This window comes from Parabacteroides sp. MSK.9.14 (genome assembly GCF_019041495.1).
Taxonomy (GTDB): Bacteria; Bacteroidota; Bacteroidia; order Bacteroidales; family Tannerellaceae; genus Parabacteroides; species Parabacteroides merdae.
The window spans coordinates 80,663-103,445 of record NZ_JAHPXO010000018.1 but is presented as its reverse complement, the minus strand read 5'-3'; the positions used below and the strand labels follow the sequence as shown (position 1 = coordinate 103,445).

The window sequence follows — 22,783 nt, the reverse complement described above, 5'->3', positions numbered from 1 at the left end:
ACCGGGAGGACAATGGGTTGTTACGGGCAGATCATATTCTTATTGATGAATTCCACCATTTCGGGGCGGAAATTTGGGGAAGTGCCTTGCAGGATGTGATAGAAAATAATCCCTGTGCCTATGTCCTGGGAACGTCGGCAACGCCGATCCGTCCGGAGGGAATGATCGATACGGTGGATCTTTATTTCGAAGGAAATTTGTTTTATGAGCTTACCTTGCCGCAGGCTTGGTATTACAATATCTTGCCGGTTCCGGTTCTGGTACAGAGTGCTTACGGGCTGGACAACGAACTGGACCGGCTGCAAAGAAAGCTGGAACGCAGCGGTTGTTCAAAAGGACGAAAAGAAAAGGTACAGAAGAAACTGGATCTGGCACGTGTGGATTTCAAAGAGGCTTTGGGGGCACCGGAAGTCATCCGGAAGTTCCTGCCGACAAGCGTACGCAAGCTGCTGGTATTCTGTCGCGATCTCACCGATTTGAAGCAGATGGTGCCAGAAGTATGCGGATGGCTCACGCGAGCGGGACGTGCCATTACTCCGTTCGAGATCCATCATGCCCAAGGTGAACGGCAGAACGGCCGGATACTGGATGCTTTCCGAGAAGAATCAGACCGGCTGCACGTATTGTTTTCCGTCAACATGCTGATAGAAGGACTGCATGTGGAAGGTGTGGATGCTGTCTTATTCCTTAGACGGACAGAATCATATATCGTTACCTTGCAGCAATTGGGCCGTTGTCTAAATGCCGAGGCTGGAAAACGGCCGGTCGTCTTGGATTTTGTCAACAATCTTTCAGGAAAATCGGTTTATGATGTGATGGCTCCCCACTTGGAGCGTCTATCTCTCCTTCCGTCACCCAAAGGATTCGAAGGAAACACCTCTTTTTTGACGACGGGTTTCCTATCAGACATACGGCTGCGCATAGAAGAGATATTGGCAGAACTGGAGCCCTGGCAGATTATGTATGAGAGGCTGATTGAATTCCGTCGGGAAGAAAACGACTGGCCATCAATTACGGAAGGGAAACTCGGTTTGTGGTGCAACACCCAACGCATTGCCTATAAACGGGGAAAATTGCAGGAGGAACGCCGCCGTCAGCTAGAATTGATCGGCTTCGAATGGAACCAGCTCGACTCCAAATGGATGAAAGAATACCGTGCGTTGAAAGTCTTCTTTGATACCTGCGGACGCTGGCCCAAACGTGAAGACGGCCCGCTTGCAACTTGGTGTTATACCCAACGGGAAAGGCGGAAGAATGGACGCTTGAGCAAAGAGCGCATCCGGGCTTTGGATGAGATCGGCTTTGTTTGGAATCAAGACCTTCAAAGGGAATGGATGAAGAATTACGAGGAGTTGAAGTCTTTTGTCGGAAAATATCAGCGTTTCCCTAAATCGACGGAGGGGAATCTGGGTGGATGGTGTCATACACAACGAAAAATGCACAAACTGGGGAAATTATCCCATGATCGCTGGCTTCTGTTGGATAAAATAGGATTTGTTTGGTCAGCGGAACAAGTCTGGCAAGGCAACTTTGAGCAGTTGCGCCTGTTCCATAACCGCCAAGGGCGATGGCCAGGTTGCCGTGAAGGAGCATTGGGACGTTGGTGTACCATCCAAAGACGGGATTACCGCAAGGGAAACATGTCAGATGAGCGAATAGTACAATTGGAGCGGATCGGTTTCCCTCTGAGCTGACAGGAAACATCTTTGAAACCATTGGGTTACGAAATATATTCCCAAATGTTATTTGCAGGAAATAGTATAGTGATAACCTGTGTAAGCAGATATAGAGTCTAATTTTATGAATAAATACGCATAAAATCAGAATTCAGATATGTACATAACTGATAGGAATTCTAGACACTTTTAAAAGATGTTATTACCAAATTTCGTAGACATGGAAATGAAATTGTCACTGCATATAAATGACGATTTACAAAAGACGGTTATTACCAATGTCATGACTCTTGTCTGTCATAATAATGTAAGGAGCATTATTATGAACATCTTTTGACTTTCCTTTGAATGAAGCCAGTTTGAATATATAGGGTATGGTTACAATTTAAATAATCTTTATGCCCCACTCGGAATACTTGATTTGGGTAATTTTAAATATAATTGTCGGTTCTGCAATCACTAGTAGAAGCAATATACAGGAATTCTGAATATGCCTTTTTCGGTAACTGCAAATTGATTATACAATCCCCCCCCATACACATACACTTAATTCCTCAACCTCTCTCTTGAATTTTTCCAATCCTTTCCCAAACTTTTTTTTTATTTTTTCCTTCAAATTTTTTCCCTAATCTAAAAAATGTCTATCTTTGTCCATAGAAGAGTTCCTCATAAGTATGAGGTTGTAAAATACTGAAATTAGCACAATCTCCAAATCGTTACCTTAGACTTTTCAGAACTTCCATAAGCGTTTGTCTTTCAAATTAATCCATCAAATTGATAAGAATTTAAAGTAAAAGTCATTTCAGGAGCGTTGGGATGTGAAATTGCATCAAATGGTATGTTGAGTTTGGCTGAAGGCGGAACAGGTGAAATCTTATTGCAAATAAAAGGGAAGACTGTTTCTCCAAGAATGAGTTGGGAAAAAGTAAAACTACAATTGATTTCGGATGAAGGAGCTGTTTTGGAACTACTTGTATATTGTTATTGTAGAACTGAAAGGGCAACATTGGTGGCTAATGTAGAGCGTATCCAAACGACAATGGTTAGAGGCAATATACGTGAGTATCGCTTTATGATTGCTAATTCTGGTGGTGGAGAAACGGGTGAAATACGAGTAACTCCCCCTAAAGCGGAATGGTTATCGTTGGCTACATCTGAGATTATTCCTTCATTAAAACAGGGGGAAAGCACTTCGGTTGTCCTTCGACTATCTCCAGCGGAAGATATGCTGCTGAGACCAGTTATGGGAACGATTGCAATCAATTGCGAGAATGGGGATGGGCTGGCGATGAACTTTGTCGTTACACCTGTTTCTGAGAACGTGGGAACTTTGGTGGTTGACGTGTGTGATGAAAATACCTATACAGCCAAGGGAGCTCCTCATGTGTCGGGAGCATCTGTTCGTATCACAGAGTATAATACAGGTAGATTACTCTTGGATGCGAAAACGGATGTGAATGGTTTATGTACTCTTCCAGCCTTGGCAGAAGGTTATTACAAAATCGTTGCTACAGCGGAAGGACATGATGTAGTCGAGCAGGTCATATTGGTAGAGCCAGGAAAGGATAATAAGGTAGTGATGAATCTGAGTATCCAGGCGATAGCAATAGACTTTAAGGTTGAAGAAACAACTTTGGAAGACCGGTATACGTTTTCTACAAAAGTAGACTTTGAAACACATGTACCGGTTCCTGCTGTCGTTATAACAGTCCCGGATCGGATTGAAGCGGAGGCGTTACAACCTGGTGAATCATTGGTTTATACAGTTATTTTAAAGAATGAAGGATTGATTACGGCTCAGGATTGTGAATTTTTGGCTCCAGAGGATAATTCAAATTTTGATTTCGAACCATTGGTTACAGGTTTTTTTGATTTGAAAGCTAAACAGTCAGTTTCTATTCCGGTTGTGATGACTCGAAAAGGAAATGTAAAGACTCGTAGCAGTGAGAGGGAAGTGACACCTCTTCCACTTAGTGATTGTTATCTATATGACGGAACCAGTTATTTTTGGGATTGTGGAAATGACCGTAAATGGCATAAATATTATGTTCCGACAAAAATAATGGAATGTGTGGATGATGGGAGTGGTTTTAAAGGATTCCCGTTTATGGGAGGAGGAACTATATTTGGTGGAAAGGGAAAGGATAATAACCCGGTTACTGGCCCAACTCAAATTTTGGATAAAAAAGAAGAATTGGTAGTTGGTCCCGTTCCACCATCGAAACCAAGTAAAGGATGTATTCCGTGCCAGATGAGTTTGGTCGGAAATGGAATCAAATGTGCTAGTCGTTTTATTCCTGTTTTGGAAGAAACCAAAGATGCAATAGAAGAAGCAATCCAAGAGGTTTTAGATGAACGGCTTGAAGAAGAGCTTTTGAATGATGGAATTCTAGAAGAAGATATAGAAAAATTATTTGAGAGGAGGGATTTTTTATCATTCTTATCAGATTTAATGAAGGCTGCGACTGAATGTGTACAACAGTTTTTTGATCCTAATCATCCAGAGTTATATAAAAAAGTGGCAGAGTGCTATAAAGGTTTTGAAGATTCTTTCAATACGTTTATCGATGACTATATGGATAAATATTTGAAAGGAAAAACGGACGAGCAGAAAGATATATTTAAACGAAGAGCGCGGAAGTTAGTAAAAGGTTTAGGAATAGCAGCCGATGTTTTGAATTGTCTACATGATTTTGCTCATGCTTGTGATCATCTGTATCAGACTAAAAGCGGAACGAATGGTCACATTCCGGCTTATATAACCGATTTTTCTAATGTCGCTATAAAAGCAGAGGAAGGATTGCAAAGTTATATGGACATTATGCATGAAATTCTAGGTGATTCAAAAGAATGGTATGATTGTTCTATGGATGAGTTAATAACTTGTTTAGATCAGTTTGATATGGATCATCAAGCTGTGTACGAGAATGTAGTGGTTTACAAACCTTCTTGTGTGGGTGAACAAACTTTTAGAGATTTTGTCGAGCGCTGGAATAATACGCAAGCAAATAAAGCTGTTGAAAATCGGATGGATCTACAAAAAATATTGAACTGTTCAAACAAAATACAGGAACATAAACAGTATGCGCAAGAAAAAGGCTATGCTGGTATAGAAGAGTATTTCGCTGACCAATATGTATTGTTAGCATCTAAGTTGGACGAATCCAGTCAATCGGTATGCTCTTCTGTTGCTTTGAAGTTTGAACAGACAATGGTGTTGACTCGTCAAGCATTTAAAGGTACTCTAATGGTTAAGAATGGACATGAGTCAGAGTCGATGAAAAATGTCAAGTTGAACTTGGAGGTTATTAGTGAAGATGGAAGTGTCGCTACTGTGAGAGAAATCCAAATATCTCCTAAAGAAATCCAGGGATTTACTGGCCAGCTTGATGGAGTTTGGGCATTGGCTCATGGAGAGACAGGAGTTGCAACGATTGAGTTTATCCCGACCAAGTATGCCGCCCCGACCGGCCCAAAAGAATACACGTTCGGTGGAACGCTCTCTTATCTCGATCCGTTTACCGGCTTGGAGGTGACTCGCGACTTGTTCCCGGTAACCATGACCGTCAGCCCTTCTCCGAATCTGTCTATGGATTACTTCGTGCAACGTGATATTTTAGGGGACGATCCTTTTACAAAAGATGTGGTTGAACCGATGATCCCGTCTGAATTCTCGTTGCTGATTCATAACGTGGGTGCGGGGGATGCTAAAAATGTAAGTATGGTCACTCGACAACCTAAAATAGAATATAATGAAAAAGGGCTGTTGGTAGATTTCAAAATCAAGAGTTCGCAATTGAATGGTGAAGCCGAATCTGTTATAATGGGCGAAAGCGTGCAAAACGATTTTGGAACAATTAAAGCAGGAAAGACCGCTTATGCCCAATGGTGGATGACCAGTACGTTACAGGGACATTTTACGGACTATAAAGTGGAGGCGACCCATGAAACTAGCTATGGTAATTCTGATTTGTCCCTGTTGGACACAGTGCGTGTCCATGAGTTGATTCGGGGTATTCGGGTGAATGAGTCGGTTAATCCAAAAGTTACCGGTTTTATGGTGAATGATCTGGAAGATGATTTGGATTTCCCGGATAGGATGTACCTGACGGATGGTACGACTGCCCCAGTTGTCAAAGCTACTTCCGCTGAATTGCAGAAAATATCGGATACCGAATATAAGTTGGATATTACTCCTTCGGCTAACGGATGGAATTATATCAATATTCCGGATGAGACCGGTGGACGGTTGAAGTTGCTCAGTGTGAACGAAGATACAGATCTGGATACCCGTAAAGTATGGCAAACCGATCGTACATTGCGGGATGGAAAAGACCCGAAGTATGAATATCTGATTCATGTGGTAGATTATTTCGAAGACGGTCCGGTGACAAAAGCCACTTCTTCCGGCTCTTTCCGGTTAGTCTTTGAAGAGCGTCCGAAAACTACACTGGCGATAGAATCCATTACAGGTTTGCCTGAAGAGGATCAGGTGGCAACCTCTCCAGTCGGAACAATTACGATCAAGTTCAACAAAGCCGTTTTATCGGATGCTTTAATCCCAAGTATGGTAGAATTATATTATCAAGGCGAAAAAGTGGATACGAAAGGGCTCCAGTTTAAACAACAACAACAAAACACATATACATTGGATTTGTCAACTCTTACCAAGCAAAACGGAGTCTATACATTGACGATCTTAACATCTAAGATTAAGGATTCCGAAGGTTTTACCGGTGAAGGGGACTTTTCGGTTGTTTGGAACCAGGTAGCGAGTGGAAAAGTCTCTTTAACAGCTTTGGTCGATCCGGAAAAGGCGGGAACTGTTACTCCCAGTTCCATACAAGTCAATTATGGAAAGAATGCAGAATTTGTAGCAAAGGCAAACAAAGGCTATCAGTTTAAGACTTGGACGATCAATGACCGGACCGTGTCGACTGAAGAGACCTATTTGCATACCGCAATCGTGGACCAGACGCTTGTCGCCAATTTCGATCCAATCTCTTATAAGATCGAAATCTCTTATGATGCTTCCCAAGGTTTTGTCACTTTCGGAACCGGTTATTACGAGTTTGACAGTTCTTTGGAACTGATCGCAACGCCGAATGATGGATATCGGTTTGCCGGATGGTTTATTGAAGGAAACAGAGTCTCGATGGAGGAACGATTTATATATAAGGTTACCGGGGATGCCAAACTGGAAGCGCATTTTGAAGCTACTGGCAGTGATCCGGACAATCCTGACACCCCCGGAGGCGAAGATCCTGATAACCCCGATGGTGGTGATCCCGATGATCCGACTGCTAATGAGAATGTGGAAACGATTATCGTACAAGTCTATCCTACGCAAGTAGCCGATTATGTCCATGTGGGCGTTTTGCCGGCGAAGAGCCGTCTTATCCTGTTTGACTTTACGGGTAAGCAGGTGAAACAGGTTTCCTCTTGTGAGGGTAATGTAGATCTGTTCATGGGCGACCAGCCGAGTGGTTTCTATCTGTTGCATATCCTGGCGGGAGATGAGCAGAAGAAAACGGTGAAGCTGATTAAGAAATAACATGTGCGTGAGATAGATAAAGAAAGATCGGAAATTTCCGGCCTTTCTTTATCTATCATGTTATGTCTTCAAACTGGAATTGATCAGGCAAAATGTAATGAAAGTCGTCCGTGAAGCGGTTCTCCGTAACGAAGGGTCTATCCTTGAGGGACTATCCCCAATTTTGTGTAAACTCAAAACTACAGGAGGGGGTGCATCGTGCATTACGACACACCCCCTTTTTTTGTGTTTCTATTCTTTGTTATCCCGTTCAGTGCCCTTTTTCATCGGTTGATTGTCATTTCTTCTCCAAGTCCTTTCAATAGGGCGTTTGCGAGCCTTTTGTACTTATATATTAGGATTTATTTACTATAAATTAAGTATTATTATATGTTGATTGTAAAAATTAATTGCCTGATTTTCAATTGAATTTCGGCAATTTGTTTTATATTCGCATGAAAATCAACCAAAACGCTTTCAACTATGAGTGATGAAGAAAAGATAATTGCTATCTGTTGGCTGGATTCCGGATGCTATCAGGCGACATCTGTTGCTGAGCATTTCGGTATGTCCGTTGTTGATCTGGAAGCGGATCTGGCCGCTTTCAAGAATCATGAGAGCTACGCGAAACAGTATGCTGCATACATACAAAAACATACTGCCCCCAAGCTGGCTGACTGCTCGTTTACAGACTGGGATCAGAACTGTACGCTTCGGGTACTGAAGAACAAACGTATCGAATGTGTCATGTGCATTCCCGAAGAAGATAAGTATTACCATTTCTATATCCCGAACAAGTCTTATCTGGACAATATATGCGAGAACTCCCCCTGGATACCTTCAGACCGTTTCCGGCAGGAATTGGTCACCAGCCATATCAACGACTGGAAGGAACTGACGGCAGAAGAGCAGTTCAAGTTCCTGGTCAAACGGTATGACAGTGACATTTTCATCCCCTTCAGCAACCGTGCGGAAAAGACATTCATCAATCAGGTACTGGGTATACGTATTCCCGGTTCTTCGGACTGGACCTTGACGGACCAGCAACGGATGTACCAGGCTTCGGGAGGTTCCGGCGAAGAAAATCCCGCGCGTAGAAATATGAATATGCAGAACGCTGATTTGAACGCTCAGGACAGGTCCATAAGACGGGACCAGATACACCAGTTTGCCAAACTGACCATGACAGGCAGTTTCTCTTTCTCATGGGATGGAGTCGAAGAGGAATGTGAGCTTGACGACTCTGATATGGAGGCTGTACAGAGTTTGGTTCAGGAGAATGATTCCAAACGCTTGCAGGTGTTGGCATCCAAGGGGCCTAAATCCATCGAAAAGGGTCTTCTGTACAAAATAGACCCGTTCTACGAATTCTATCATCTTCAGGTTCCTATGAAGGAAGGTGTGGATTCCAACGACTTCACTGCGCTCAAACACACTGCGCAAAAGGCGTTCGATGCAATCTCGGAAGCTTACCATGCCCGATCTGCCAATAAGCAGACCGCTGCGGTTGCCACCGGTCAGAAGGTTCAGACTGCTGTACTTGACATGAAGCTGCAGGAGTCTATCTGGCAACTTTTCCACGAATTGCGTGATACGGAGGACGAAGAGGAATGTGACGGTATTATCGCTGACATACAGATAGCCCTTCAGGATGCTGGCACAGAACAATACGGGCTTGTATATGATATGTATGTGCACGAGTTTCAGGAGACTATGAACAGTGATTTGCAGGAAAAATTGAAGTCCGTTTTTGTGATGCCGGAACAATCGAAACCCGACAAGGCTGAACCGGTGTGTACGGTTCCAGCGGTTGCTGCCTCTGGTGGAACTGTGCTCCCTAATGGCGCCGGTAAGTATGATGCGCTGCAACGGAACCGTATGGAGCTGCTGACAGAAATCCGGAAGGACGGAATGACACCTGAGCTGATAGAAAAGCTGAGCTGGACCGAGCAACAGATTTTGCAGATACCTGCTGGACATAGACCGGCTTTCTATCCGGAAAATGATTTGACCTTGTATAAGTTGTACTTGAGTGGGAAGATGCTGACAGAACTGGCCGTTGTCAAAACGGTGACAAGCCGGCTTTCCCCCTCTGAGGTAAAAGAAATATATAACCTTTAACTGAATCGTTATGAATTTGTTCAAAGCTGTAGGAACTGTGTTGAAGTGGCTGGTAGTCGTACCCTTGCGGTATACGGCAAAGCTGCTCATGTGGGGTGGCCGGCATCTGGGACGGTTGTCGGTTAAGGGGGGGAAGTATGCCTGGAAACGGCTGAGAGGAGAGAAGGGTACAGCTGTAGTTGTAAGGAATAAGGACGGTGAATATATCGGATTCGAACTTTATGACAGCAATGGGAAACATGTCAAGACAGGAACGCTTTTGGACCTGACTTCCTATTATCGTAAGAACTTCCTTAACGGAGTTCCAGAACATATCATCTCTACGTATCGGATAGACAATATCTATCCCTACATGAAATGGCTGAACAAACCCATACAACGTGCATCAGAAGCTTTGTATAGATTGACCACTGATAATTTGCCGGATACGTCATTTTCCCTTCGGGAAGGTTATTGGAGGTACAAAAATGACTTGACACAGGGCGAGATGACTCCGGATCAGCAAATGTTGTTCGGTTTCTTTAATGATCAACAGGACAAGCTGATGGAGAGAGCCGAACTGAACCGGGCTATAGCGAAGGAGGATGGCGATTGTGTACTTCAGATATTGGAGGAAAGCAAGCTCAGTAATGACCCGGAAGAACTGAAGGATAGGTTGGTTCAGTGCTCGGAACATGCCAAGCAACTGTTCGATTTTATGGACAGCAAGCAGTTGTACGAGATGCTGAAATACATAAATCATGTTGAACCGTCGGTGAGTTGTTGGGACCATGAATGCTATGTGAAACTTCTGAATATGCCGTATGAGCAGATTAACACACTGCAGTTGTTCCATTGCAGGATTCAAGATCACTGCTTGGTAGGACGAGATGGTACGGCAGAAGTTACCAAGGTGGTCAATAGGTATGATTTTAATGAGGGATGGAAAAAAGACGGTCCGGAACGCTTCAGAAACGGTAATGACAAGGAAAAGGCCGAGATGATATCGCTCGCACAACAGGCCGGCAACAACGAGGCGGTGCAGGAAATGGCCAAGCAGTTTTATATGGGCATGTTTAACCAGAACAATATCCGCAGCAGGCAGATGTACATGCAGTCCGTGCAGGAACTGGCAAGAGTGGCGGTAAACACGAATGACGGTGTGGGTATGTCCCCTTTGATGGAGTATTTTTACCTGGTGCACCGGAAGAATGTCGCTTGCCTCGAACTGGCTGAAGGGATGTATACGGACAGAAATTTCATGGTATCTGAAAATTATTCTCTGCTCAAAGCTGACTTGGAGTCATTAAACAGACAGATAGACGAGATATACGCTACCCCGGCAATCATCAGCTTGGAATATCAGAAGGTGGACAAGCTGGTGGAGATGTACCGGAAAGGTTCAATAAAGGGACCGGACGGAAAGATCCAACCGGATGCGGCTGAAGCTTTGGCAGGCTTGATCTATAGTTTGCACAAAGTTGGGGTGGCTGAAGGTGTCATCGAAAGACTGGCGAATACGGATATTCTGAAATCGGCAGTCTTGAAGGACGCGCTGTTGAGACATAACCTTTCCCAAGAGGATGTGCAACACTACACATCCGGACAGGTGCGCGAGCGGACCGATGCGCGGCAACAGCCGGGACAATACAACCTGACATCTGCTAACGGACCGGTCATCTTACAGGGGACCGAGTCAAACCTGCTGGACAGGCTGGAACTGATTCATGAGAAATACGGACCGATGATTCGGGTGGACATGGAGGACCGCAGGGTATTGCCGTTCCCGGCAGAGTATGTCGATGACATGATGATGCGCGAACCGGAAACCCTGAAAGATATTATTCGTCAGGTGGGAGCGGAAGCACTGGCTTACCGGAATGGTGACCTTACGGCAGAAGAACTGTTTCAGTGCCCATGCTATGAGCCGTACAATCCCAGGACAGGAAATGATGTGACGTCCTTGGCTGACCGGATGACGGAATTCTGGGCAGAGAGATCTATGTCTCCGCAAGAGATGGCTGCGTCAGTGTCAGGGGGTATCTCAATCCCGGTATCCGGCAGCGAGGAATTGCAGTTCTCCGCTGACACGCCGCTGGACAAGTCATTCTCCCAAACGGACGAATATATCGAGAAGGTGGATTCCATGCTACAGAAGTATGACCCTAAATCAACCTTTGACCAGTACTGTACTTTGGTCTGTCCCAGCGAAAAGGCAGTTGACATGTGGCAAAGTAAGGAAAACCAGGCCGTTTTTGTCCGGCTGATGGATGAATGTGTGGCCATGTCCATGGCATACCGGAAAGGTGAGATTACCCCGAAGGAACTGATTAATGCCATTCCCAACGCACAGCGCGATAATGGATATTCCAAGGAATATGCCGATAAGTTGTCCAATAGGGTCATGGGTATTTACGAGGGACGTATCCGCAGTTCAGTCCAACAGTTACAGGATGACGCTTCAGGGGAAAAACGACGTGTGGGTTATCACAGATGAAAAAGGACTGTTATGGAGAAACTGATGACTTATGATGAAATAGAAAAGGTGTATGGCCTGCAACCTGAAAAAATCGGACTTTGGTTGTCCAAAGGATATATACAGGGGGCTGACGGTTACGTGTCCGTTTCCTCTCTGAAGTCATTCATGAATGACATCGGTATGGATAATGCCGGCATGAAAGTTAAGGGATCACTGACTACCGCTTATCGGCAGTTTGTCCGTACATGGCCGGATATATTGGGCACAGAACTGAGTGATATGCTCCGCGAATGTGCAGAGGATGATGACATGGCGACGGTAGCTGCCAGACATGACATAAGTCTCTCTACCCTGCAGTATTATATCCGTACGGCTTCCATCCGGTTGAAAATGTATTATGCGGATGTACCTGCTTTGCGTCTGCGGCTGGCTGAGACCATCCGGGAGAACCGAAACCTGCAGCTTTTATTGAAAAGACAAGGTTCCAATGCGGACAACAGCAAGGATGTGATAAAGGAGATGGTGTGCTCTGCACTGAAGGATAATATGATATGCAGCGAGCGGGACCAAGAGACGGCCTACCGGGATTTCATGCGGATGTTGCTTACTTCCGTGACAGAATTGGGCTTGTCGGTACGCTGCACGAACGCGGCCATCAAGAGCGGAGTGAATACCCTGTATGACTTTATCGTGGTGAACAAGGCTTGCGGAAAGAGCGGGATGCTCACCAAACTGCCGCACTTCGGAATGAGGTCCTATCAGGAAATAGAGGACTTGCTGACACGGCTGAATCTTATCAAGGTAGACAATAACGGCTGCTGGACATCGGTAGCGGATTTTTTGATTGACACGAATTCGGAACTGTTTATACGATACAGTGGAAGTTCCGTGCAATCGACTCATAAGCCCCGGCTGAGAGGGAACGAGATGGTGGCCGAGTGGATCGGCAATTATATGGAGTTTACCCACGCCAAACGTCGGTAAACGGTTGAATGGAAAAACGATTAACTAAATATGACTATGGATACGAATAGAGAGTACTTGCAGACTAAGTATGCACCGGACCGGAACATCGAGACACTGGCGGTGGCATTCGCTATGCATTATATGCAGCAGCATCCTGGTACGAAATCCTTGTGTGACATGGCAGATGTTTTGCGTGTGTCTCCCGAAGGGTTGAATGATCTTATCGTGCAGGCGGGGAACTCCCCACTGCTTAGCGGGCAACGGCCGGACAGGTTGGAGCAGCTGGCCTCCATCAACGAGGTCCGATACAATAATTTTCTAAAGGCTGTCGAACAGAACAACCGGGTGGCGGTTCTGTCCAATCCTTCCCTTTCGGCTGATGCAGCGGATTTGGCGTTGGCACGGTACTATTTGAACTCACATAACAACTCCCGGTTCCGTTCTATGGCGTCCCAGGCGTTGGGCATGGACGTGCGGACCATGGAGAACTTGTTCTATGCGGCGGCCGCCAAGTCGCTCTTCCGGAACGAGAACGCTCCCTTGCTGGAGAAATTTGCCAGCGAGAATATCGAGAAGTACAACAAATTCCAGGAAAAGATGGATAATGTGCTGTATGTGAAAAGCGACATCGAGCCGGGTAAGAAACTGGAGGATCTGATTGTCGGGTTTGCGGTGAACTATATCAACAAGCATCCGGACGAAGAGACAAAGGAGAGGGTGTTCAGTGCACTGAAGGTGAGACCCGCTATCCTGGCCGAACTGTACCGCAAGGCGCAGAAAAGGCCGGTGCTGAAGGGTTATACGGTTCCCACATTGGGCAAGCTGGCTCAGCTGAACTGGAAACGCTACCAGAATTTCGTGAAGCGTGTGCTGGACACGGACATCAAGGTGCAGGCAAACGCCGGTGACCTGATTGAGCGGATGATCCCTTCCCGTGAGTTGGGAGCCGCCGTATACCTGATGGGGCAGGACGAGTTCTCCAAGAACCAAATCTGCCAGGTATGGGGGCTGTCTGAGGAAGCATTTCAGGATGCCATTGACAAGTACTCAAACAGCAAGGAGTTTGAACAGAACTGGCTGGCCGGAGAGGAGCAGAAGAAAAGCTATATACAGCGGATTATACCAGAGATCGAGCGGCTTCGTAACGATGCAGCCGAAATACTGGATCCGACCTACAAGGTTTCCGGTGAGCAGGGCATCGAGAATATCAATACGGTAAGCGATGAAGCGCGGACGAAATATCTGCAATACCACCCGGACGTGTTTGCCGGACTGGATAAGGACCATACGACTTACGAGAATGCGATGATCGCTTGCAAGGCTTGCGGTCTGGCGCTGGAGCATGTGGTGAATAAGGAGCCCAGACTGGTGGACTATAACCTGTGTATGGAAGCGGTCAAGTCCAACGGATATGCCCTGAAATGGGTGAAGCGTGCCTGGAAGGACCGACCGATGTGCTATGCTGCGGTCGCCAACAACTATAATGCGTACAAGTTCGTCCCGCGCAACATGAAGAGCGAGCGCAAGCTGATGCACCTGGCAATTACACCTATGGGGGGCGGCCAGAATCTCCAGTATGCGTTCCAGAAGGACAAGTCCAAATATCTTTGCCGTATGGCTGATCGCACGTTCGCCGAGGCACGCGAGTTCTTCCCGCAGAGGTTCGCACCGTCGGACAACGAGCTGAAACGTCAGGCACGGATGGCAAGGGCTCAGGCCAAGATGCAGGGACAGCAGCTGGAGAACGGGGTCAAGGTGACTCCGCAGGACTACTTTGACCTGTATCCCACACTGGTGAAAGAGGCGCGTGAGGCTATTGAGAAGAATTTCATGTCGGTACGTGCCGAGACGGAATCGTTCGTCCGTAACATGGCGGCGTTCTATAACGGTTCCATTTCTGCCAGCCAGCTGTTGGCCGAACCGCCAATGGCGGGCCGCTATCCGGAAGACATGGATCCGGCAATCAAATACCGGACGGTCGTGCTGGACACGTTCGCTTGTGCGACAAGACATCCCGAACTGGTGCCGGCGGGCAGCCTGAACGTGAACTTCAAACCGTCAGTGCAGCGCGATTTCTCCGCTGTGACGATTGATGACTATTACAAACGGCCTGCAGGACAGGACAAGGGCCCGGCTGACCAGGTGAAGCCTTTCTGGGAATCGGCTAATATGGACAGCTCCATGTCGGAGGGCGTCAAAAAGGGATTGGTGCATCTGCTCAAGCAGGAGGCTGAACTGGCCATGGCTTACCGGAACGGCGAGATATCCGCTGAGAAATTCTTCTCCACACTTCCTATGGGAACGAATGTCCCGCAAATGGAAAAGGCGCAACTGGCAGGATACGCCAACGAACTGACACAGTACTGGGCTGACCGGTTCCCGGAAATGGTTCAGCAGCAGAAACAGAATCATTCCCAAGACCAAGGGCTGAACAGATCCCGCAACGGGGGCATGCATCACTAACCTATTATCCGGATTACTATGGGACTATTGGATTATTTCAAGGAACTGGCAGGCGAGGTTGATGAAAGAGACGGCCAGATTAACATCAGGACGGATTTCGCTAACCGTCCCGGGGCCTTGTACCTCTGTATTAATAAGGAGAGCCACAGGGTGACCAGTGTGCGTCTATGCGACATCGCTTCCCGGCTGAAGGAGGATACCTTCGAATCATTTATCTGCGAACAGGTGAAGCAGGTGAAGAAATTGGACTTCATTCCCAACGAGATCGCTCTCTTCTACTTTGTGCCGGACCTCGCTACCGTTCCACGTGTCCACAAAGAGGAAAATGACCACTTTATCCCGTACATCCAGGATAAGCAGCCACAGATGAAAATTGACTTGACCGATGCTGCGTTCGCTGTCAAGTATGGCTTCGACTTGATAGAGAATGACAAGTGCTTTTCGGCGGTTACTAGTGGGGTGGGGAATACCGAACGGTACCGGGAGTTCATGGAAAGCAACGAGAAGGAACGCTACCGGGGTATCGTAAATTACTATCTGGATGGCATACAGGAGGATTACCGTAGACAAAAGGGCATCTCTGCCCGAAACCCGATCTATAATTTGTTACAGCGGATGGGCGACAACGAGAATGTGGTAGGACTGATCGTGCACCAGATAAACAGGCGCAAGGACATTGCTCCCCTGATGATGCGGATGCTCAAGCCGGTCATCTTCAACACGAAATGGGGGAGGAAGAATATATCCGACGCCGAGATGCTGAATTACGTGGCAAAAAATGACATGAAATATCTGAGCGTAGAGTTCAGGAATCAAACAATGCTTGACTTCTTCAAACGAAACGGATTGTTAGACGCTGTGTTGGAATGGTGCGGTTCGGTGAGCTATATGGATGACTATGTACTCCACAGGGGGCCTGGAATCTCAGACAAGGTGAGCCCCATACCGGGCTTGACGGTCAGCGAGACATTATACCAGAATATACTCGACAAGGGGGCTGCGGTCGGACAGATGTGCTACCGTAGACTATGCCGGGACTTACGGAAGGAGAAGGAACTGAACCCTATAATCGACTTGACGGCTAAGTATCCGGATTTTATACGCAAAGATTGTCCCGGCGAAAGGCCGCTGCCGCCGGGAATGACAGAGGACTCGTTCGAAAAGGGACGGGAAGCGACCAAGAACAGGAGCACTTCGTGGTTTCATTTATAAATTCCTAAAAACAATGTTATGGAAAACGAACAGGAACAGATCAAGATTAACAATTACGACATCAACATGCTGATTGGCATATACTTCTATGACCAGGGTACCATTCAGCTGAGTAAACTGGCCGAGAGACTGTGTGCACCGGAAAACGAGGTGGAGCTGATCTTGGCAGAATACCGGGAGTCTCCGGTGTACAAGGATTTCTATGCCGAAATGAGTGCCTTCTCTAATGCAAGACTGGGTAAGCAGGATACGGAGGTGCTGGCTAAATGCATGGGCGAGGCTGCCGAGCTGATGAAGGCTTTTTATGTATTGGATCAGCGGAAAGTGAGCCCGGCTACCATACTGAACGAGGGCAATGTGGATAAACTGCTCCAGTCTGCCTATTTTGAGGAATGTATCGGAAAGGACCTTTCGGTGCTTCTGACTTCCGAGAGCTCGGAGAACCAGGGTTGGAAACGGCTGATGGCTGAGACGGCACTGGCAGATGGCTATCAGAAGTCCATGGAGGCGATGCAGTCCTACAGGGATTTCAGACGCTCACAGGTGGACGGTGATTTGGGTGAGAAAGAAGCGGAGTACCGGGTGTTTGCGACGGAGGCTTACGAGAAGGCGCAGCGGGCTTCAGAAAATTATACAAAGGTTTTCAACCAGACTTTTGTATTGCCCGAAGTGATGGCGATGCGTGACTTGTATCAGAAAGGGGATGAACAGAAGCTGTTGGTTATGGTGCAGCAGAAGCGTGCAGATGCGTTGGTGATAGGGCAGTTCGTGGATATGCTTTGCGGACAGCCCCAGGGGCTCTCCGCTGACTTCACAGGGACTCCGGAAGCTATATCGGACGAGTTGCATAAGGCACTGACCGAAACGGCGTGGTTCGAGAATATGGTGGGGCATGACTTGTCGGGCATTTACCCTGAGATGATGACACAGGCGCAGTTCGAGATGGCACAGGGCTATGTCAACCGTATATGCGAGCAGGCTGGGGACGGAGCAACAGTGAAGGTGAAGGCGTTCACGAGCAAAGCGAACCTGATAGAGATGAAGGTGAACCCGCAGGAGATTGCCAGACGGATGGATGTCCTGACCGGAAGGGTGGAAGAACGTAAGGAACTGAACGGGTTGACCGAGAGCTTTGTGAAAGGGGAGTCTCAAGGTGTCAGTCAGGAATTCTTTGAATCGGACCAGTTCAAGAGACACTACGGCGAGGATCTTTCTTTGGTAGGGGCCAGGCCGGGTGTGGCTGATGTCATGGTGATGGAGCAGTACCGCAAGATGCTGGAGGGACGTATCTCCGAAATGGCGGCTGATCTGTCACAGAACCCGTCGGCTGACAGAGTACAGGATTACAAGGAGTACGAATCATTGGTGAACCAGGCAGAGGTGGCTTCTCTCCGTATGGACAGTTTGTATGCGGACAGGCCGGTACAACTGATAGATTTGTCTGCCGATGACCTGGCCGGACTGAAGATGGACCGGACGGTGTCATTGCTCTATAATGAGCATACGGGCAAGATGATACTTGCTGAAGCGGGCACAAGCCTCGAAGGGACTGAGGGGTATTCGGTGATTGACCGGTTCACGACAGCCAAGCATGCAATGGACTTCATACGTCTGGCTGATCAGAAAATGGAACAGACGCACCGTTCCGGACTTTCCACGGACAATATGCGAAATGAGTATAAAGTGTTCAAGGCTCTTCCTGCTAACGACAAGTCCTTGTATCTGTCCATGAGCATCCTGTCCAACGAGATGGCGCAGAAATCCGAGCATCCGGATCTGGCTGCCATGAGACAGTTCGCATTTGAATATGAGCAGAAAGTGCAGTTCGACCTGGCGAACCCGGGTGTGACCGATGTGGTCAAGACGGATGCCAACCGTGCGAAGCTGCAGGCAAAGATTGATCATGACAGCGGTGCCGACCGTACAGAAAAGGTGGGTGGCCGGTCAATGTGATAACAGAGAATGAATGAGGGCCTGCCCTTCATGGGCGGGTCCGGTACTAATTTAAAATAGGACGGTAATGAAGAATTCTTACCAAAACGACATACAGACGGTACAGCTGGGTAATATCATCTCTTCGGTGGGATCATTGCTTGACCGCTCTGAAAGTATGCAAGAGACGCTAAGCATGTTTCATCTGGAGCAGTCTGCTGAGATTTTGCTTCAGCTGCTCGAAGCGGGGGACGAGCCGGTCAAGACGGAAATACTGACGGCCTCGTTTCTGGGTGATGTTGCCGAGGTGCTGTACAAACGGCTTGCCGGCCTGGACTTCCCGGAGGATACCCCGAAGAATGTGTTGGCCGCTCTCGCGAACGGACTGATGGTGAAAATCGGACTGGTCGGTGACGAACTGGACGAACTGGAGACTTATGCAAGCCGGATGGACGGCTATCTGTACGAGGGCAGGGACGAACGGCTGAAAAGAATTGCCGAACTGCATATTTTGAGTGACTGGCTGATGCAGGCGTATGAGCGGATCGGCAAACTGTTGCCGGAACGACTGGAAACAGAGGAACAACGGCTCATTAAACGGTTCTCCTTCTGGCAGGCATCGGGCTATACGGCAGACTATCTTTATCTGGAGGGATTGTCGGATGACCTGATGGCATCGGACTTCCTGCATTCGACCTTGCAGGATGATCTGTCTAATCTGCAGGCGGCGCCTGAGTCGTGCCGGGCGCTGATAGCCCGTACAGTGAGACTGTGTAACGTGGTAGACCAGGACGGCTCCCTCGAAAAAGAGGAACGGTTACAACGGATAGATAATGTGATATTGGACTATAATTTCCACATCCCGATGAGCGAATGGGACTTTGTCTCCCTTCCTGACGGTTATCTGACGGCCTACATGAAGCTAAGGGCCGGGGAAATAAGGTTGAACGAGGTGGAGCAGTCGCTGACAGACGAACGGATGTGTCGGTGTGCCGTATATGTACATCCGGATGATATAGCCTATGTACCGCAGTCGTTCTGCAGACTGGATATGGCTGATTATGCATTGTCATACGGCTCGCCGGAGAACCTGAGGTATATTTCCCAGGATATGCAGACCCCGCAACAGGTGGCGCTGGCCCTTTCCAGGGACCCGATGACGGCCAATTATGCGAACCCGGATTTGGTGTCTTACGAGATAGCTTCTGCCATCGTCCTGAAGGACGGACGGGCCATCCAGTTCCTCCGTCCGGAGAATTACACGAACCAACAATTTACGGCATTGGCACAACTGGCACTGATACAGTCGCCTGATGTACTCAAGTATATCCGTCCGAAGTTCCAGACGAAAGAGGTGATTGCTGTCGCCGTGCGGAAGGATTACCGCTGTTTCAAGCAGATCCCGGTACAGCAGCGCACAGCGGAAATGATGATCTATTTTCTGTTTGTTGACCCGCGTATCGGTGAGTTCGTCCCGGTCATGCTGCTGAAGGACGAGGTGTTTCGGAAAAAGGCATCCCTGATTACAAACAGTTGGGAACGCTATGCGGCGCTGCCGGAGATTTCTGCAACCAACTGATCGAAGGGTTATGATAGCCAAGATACTGAAACATTCCAAGTCTTTCGCAGGGATAGAATACAACCGGCTGAAAACGGAGAACGGAAAAGCGGAGATGCTTGAAGCGAAGAACTTTGAACTGGAAGCTATGGTCGGACTGACGGGGCAGCCGAGTGCGGCGACATATCTCGATTTCCTGAACTATGTGTCTGACCGGCGACCGGACGTCAACTACCGGCAGTTCCATGCGGTCATTTCTTGTGCCGGACGTGAATTGTCCAAAGAGCAGCTGTTGGACGCCGCCCGGATCTACATCGACAAAATGGGATATGGTGACCAGCCTTACCTGGTGTTCTTTCATAAGGATACGGACAACAACCATGTACACATCGTCTCCACACGGGTACGCTATGACGGCTCGCTGGTATCCGACAAGTCGGAACGGTACCGCTCGCTGGCGGCTATCCGGGAGATAAACAGACAGTTCAATATTTCCGAATCCGAGAACTTGCAGGTGCGGGCCAAGAAGGATATCGCCGCTGCCTTGGAGTGGCGGTTCGCATTCGACTCCAACCTGGTGGGTATCTTCAAGGAGAAGGGCTACAAACTGGAGAAGTCCCAGACGGTTGCCGGACGGTGGATCCTTTCTTCGGACGGCGAGATGTGCGGAACGATTACACAGGACCAAATCGATGCCTGCAAGAAGGCTTACAAGGAAGGGGTGTCCGTGCGTGTCAATGGCAAGCTGCCTGTGGACAAGCAACCGAAAATCTTCAAGCGAAAGCAGCTGTTGTTCAAGAAACTGACCGAATATGCGTCCAAGGGCTATACGTTCGAGGAAATCAAGTCCCTGCATGAACTGAGGACACAACTGGGATTCCATATCGAAAGCACTACGGTCAAAGACAAGGAAGGGAAAGAGCATATTCGCTGGTCGGTGACCGACTATCCGGGCAAGACTGTCTACCGGAGTTCTGACGTGTTCCCGATTGAGACGCTGGTACGCTCCACGGACTTCAGCGAGAAAGCGGATCATTTCTATTCCTTGGTCAATCAGGTGCTGGCAGAGGAAGGAAAGAAATGCGGCTGGAGGAGATTCGCCGAACGGATGTCGGCGCTGGGATATACTATGCATACCGGCAAGGGAAATGTCGCTTATGCAACCAGGCCGGGTGAGAACGGTCAGTACCATCTGCCGGCTGACACGGTGGCCGCGCTGAATTATAACCAGCGTGTGATCAATGTATCGGCAATGGATATTCACTCCGAAGAGGAAGCACGATGCCTGGCGGCCATCAACAGGGTCAAGGTGGACGATATTCGTCCGGTACAGTTAACGCCGGAAGATAAGTCTGTACGCAAGGTGGTAAGGGAAACGCTTTCTTCCCTTCTGCACAACCTTTCGGGCGAGGATTTGAGCGCGGCGCTCAAAAAAGAAGGGGTGTCCGTGGTGCTCATGGGCAAGGAACTCTTCTTTTATCACCCGCAAGGCGGCTTGTACAATGTGTCCAAATTGGGTGGCGGTTTCACGGTAGAACAGGCGAAGGGCCTGGACTTGAATGTGCTTGACGTGGATCGCATGAACCGCTACTACAGCAGGTGGGAGGATTACTTGAACGAGAAGACCGTCACGTATCCCGAACCGCCGGGCGAAGAACAGCAAACTAGTGGCAATACCCGTGGCACCGGACAGAATCATAGCCGGTCAGCAGTAAGCGGTGGTGCTTCCGGAAGGAGAACCCGCGCAAGGGATTATGATGACAGCCGGACTAGGTCCGCTTCCCCATCCATGGATGCTGTGCTCAAACCGATATCACTGGCAGGATTCCTGGCACAGATGGCACAGATTGCCAACCAGATGAAAGCCGGAGGCGGTGGTGGAGGTGGCGGGCGCTCCCGCAAACGCAAACGTAGGGATGATGATGAAAATGAAGATTGATACTAAGTGCTGGTTGATACGTTCTCATGGAATAGTGGAAGGTGTCAACCAGAACTGTAATGGATGCAAATCAGAGAGAATTCCCAACGGAATTCCGGTGTATCAAATGAAAAAACTAATAAAATTTGCTCTGTCGTACTGATTTGCTTATCTTTGTCTGACAATGATTTAGTAGTAACCAAAACCGAAATAAATATGTTAATAGTTTTTGCCAATCAGAAGGGCGGTGTGGGGAAAAGCACACTGGCTTTGTTGTTCAGTGACTACCTCGGTATGGCCGGTTACAGATGCCGTGTATTGGATTGCGACAAGCAACAGAGCATCTTTGAAAAGTACCTGCTGGACCTGACTTTTGAGGGTATCCATTATGATACCGAAAAAATCCAGAATGATGATTGCCCGGTTCCTGTCAATCCAAACTCTTTGTTCCGGATCGAACGCCTTCCGTTTGACGTGCTCTCCGGTGCTATACGCGGATGGCTCGACAATGGGGAGGACTCTTTTACCGATTCTGAAAATGACTTCAATATATTCGACATGCCCGGACAGTTGGACATTGAGCAAATGGAACCTATTTTCCGGCTGGCAGATGCCATCATCACACCGACAAGCTTCAGTGATTTTGACAACAGCTCCACACTTACGTTCACTAACGCATTACGCGGGATGAATCTTCGAGCCAAACGCTTCGTTGTGCCAAATGCCATTATGACATCAGCAAATTATTCGAGCCGTAGTGATATTGAGCAGCAATTGTTGGGTATGGGGTGCCATATCACACCGGATGTGGCGCGTACCGTAAACCTTTCCCGGAATTTAAGTACGATGTTCATTAATCCCTATGTGCTGGCTGTCGTTGAGAATGCTTTTGCTTATATAATAAAGAAATTGAAATAGCGTTAACTTGCTTTAAATTATAAAAAGT

11 protein-coding genes are annotated in these 22,783 nt (G+C 47.8%); all 11 read left to right on the top strand.

Annotated elements, in window-relative coordinates:
- On the top strand, window positions 1-1,694 hold a 1,694-nt coding region (locus KTG12_RS11355; protein ID WP_216945444.1), incomplete at its 5' end, for a Helicase associated domain protein.
- Between the two features lie 820 nt (window positions 1,695-2,514).
- The gene (locus KTG12_RS11350; protein ID WP_216945443.1) at window positions 2,515-7,230 is read left to right on the top strand and encodes a T9SS type A sorting domain-containing protein; all 4,716 of its coding nucleotides are present in this window, start codon (window positions 2,515-2,517) and stop codon (window positions 7,228-7,230) included.
- Window positions 7,231-7,692: 462 nt separating this feature from the next.
- Window positions 7,693-9,330 carry a hypothetical protein gene (locus KTG12_RS11345; RefSeq protein WP_075965585.1) on the top strand — a complete coding sequence of 546 codons (1,638 nt, stop codon included), beginning with the start codon at window positions 7,693-7,695 and terminating at the stop codon, window positions 9,328-9,330.
- 10 nt (window positions 9,331-9,340) lie between these two features.
- Window positions 9,341-11,806 (top strand): hypothetical protein, encoded by a 2,466-nt coding sequence (locus KTG12_RS11340; RefSeq protein WP_122298316.1) that lies wholly within the window; start codon window positions 9,341-9,343, stop codon window positions 11,804-11,806.
- Window positions 11,807-11,818: 12 nt separating this feature from the next.
- A complete protein-coding gene (locus KTG12_RS11335) occupies window positions 11,819-12,772 on the top strand; it encodes a DNA-directed RNA polymerase subunit alpha C-terminal domain-containing protein (RefSeq protein ID WP_075965583.1) in 954 nt (317 codons plus the stop codon).
- 36 nt (window positions 12,773-12,808) lie between these two features.
- Window positions 12,809-15,217 carry a DUF4116 domain-containing protein gene (locus tag KTG12_RS11330; protein WP_075965582.1) on the top strand — a complete coding sequence of 803 codons (2,409 nt, stop codon included), beginning with the start codon at window positions 12,809-12,811 and terminating at the stop codon, window positions 15,215-15,217.
- Window positions 15,218-15,235: 18 nt separating this feature from the next.
- A complete protein-coding gene (locus KTG12_RS11325) occupies window positions 15,236-16,429 on the top strand; it encodes a hypothetical protein (RefSeq protein WP_075965581.1) in 1,194 nt (397 codons plus the stop codon).
- 18 nt (window positions 16,430-16,447) lie between these two features.
- On the top strand, window positions 16,448-18,382 hold the full coding sequence (locus KTG12_RS11320) for a hypothetical protein (RefSeq protein WP_122298315.1): 1,935 nt from the start codon (window positions 16,448-16,450) through the stop codon (window positions 18,380-18,382).
- 67 nt (window positions 18,383-18,449) lie between these two features.
- On the top strand, window positions 18,450-19,940 hold the full coding sequence (locus tag KTG12_RS11315; protein ID WP_075965578.1) for a hypothetical protein: 1,491 nt from the start codon (window positions 18,450-18,452) through the stop codon (window positions 19,938-19,940).
- A 10-nt stretch (window positions 19,941-19,950) separates the two neighbouring features.
- Complete coding sequence (locus KTG12_RS11310) at window positions 19,951-21,858, top strand: relaxase/mobilization nuclease domain-containing protein (RefSeq protein ID WP_075965577.1); 1,908 nt, start codon at window positions 19,951-19,953, stop codon at window positions 21,856-21,858.
- Window positions 21,859-22,053: 195 nt separating this feature from the next.
- Window positions 22,054-22,755 carry a ParA family protein gene (locus tag KTG12_RS11305; RefSeq protein ID WP_075965576.1) on the top strand — a complete coding sequence of 234 codons (702 nt, stop codon included), beginning with the start codon at window positions 22,054-22,056 and terminating at the stop codon, window positions 22,753-22,755.
- Window positions 22,756-22,783: the final 28 nt, after the last annotated feature.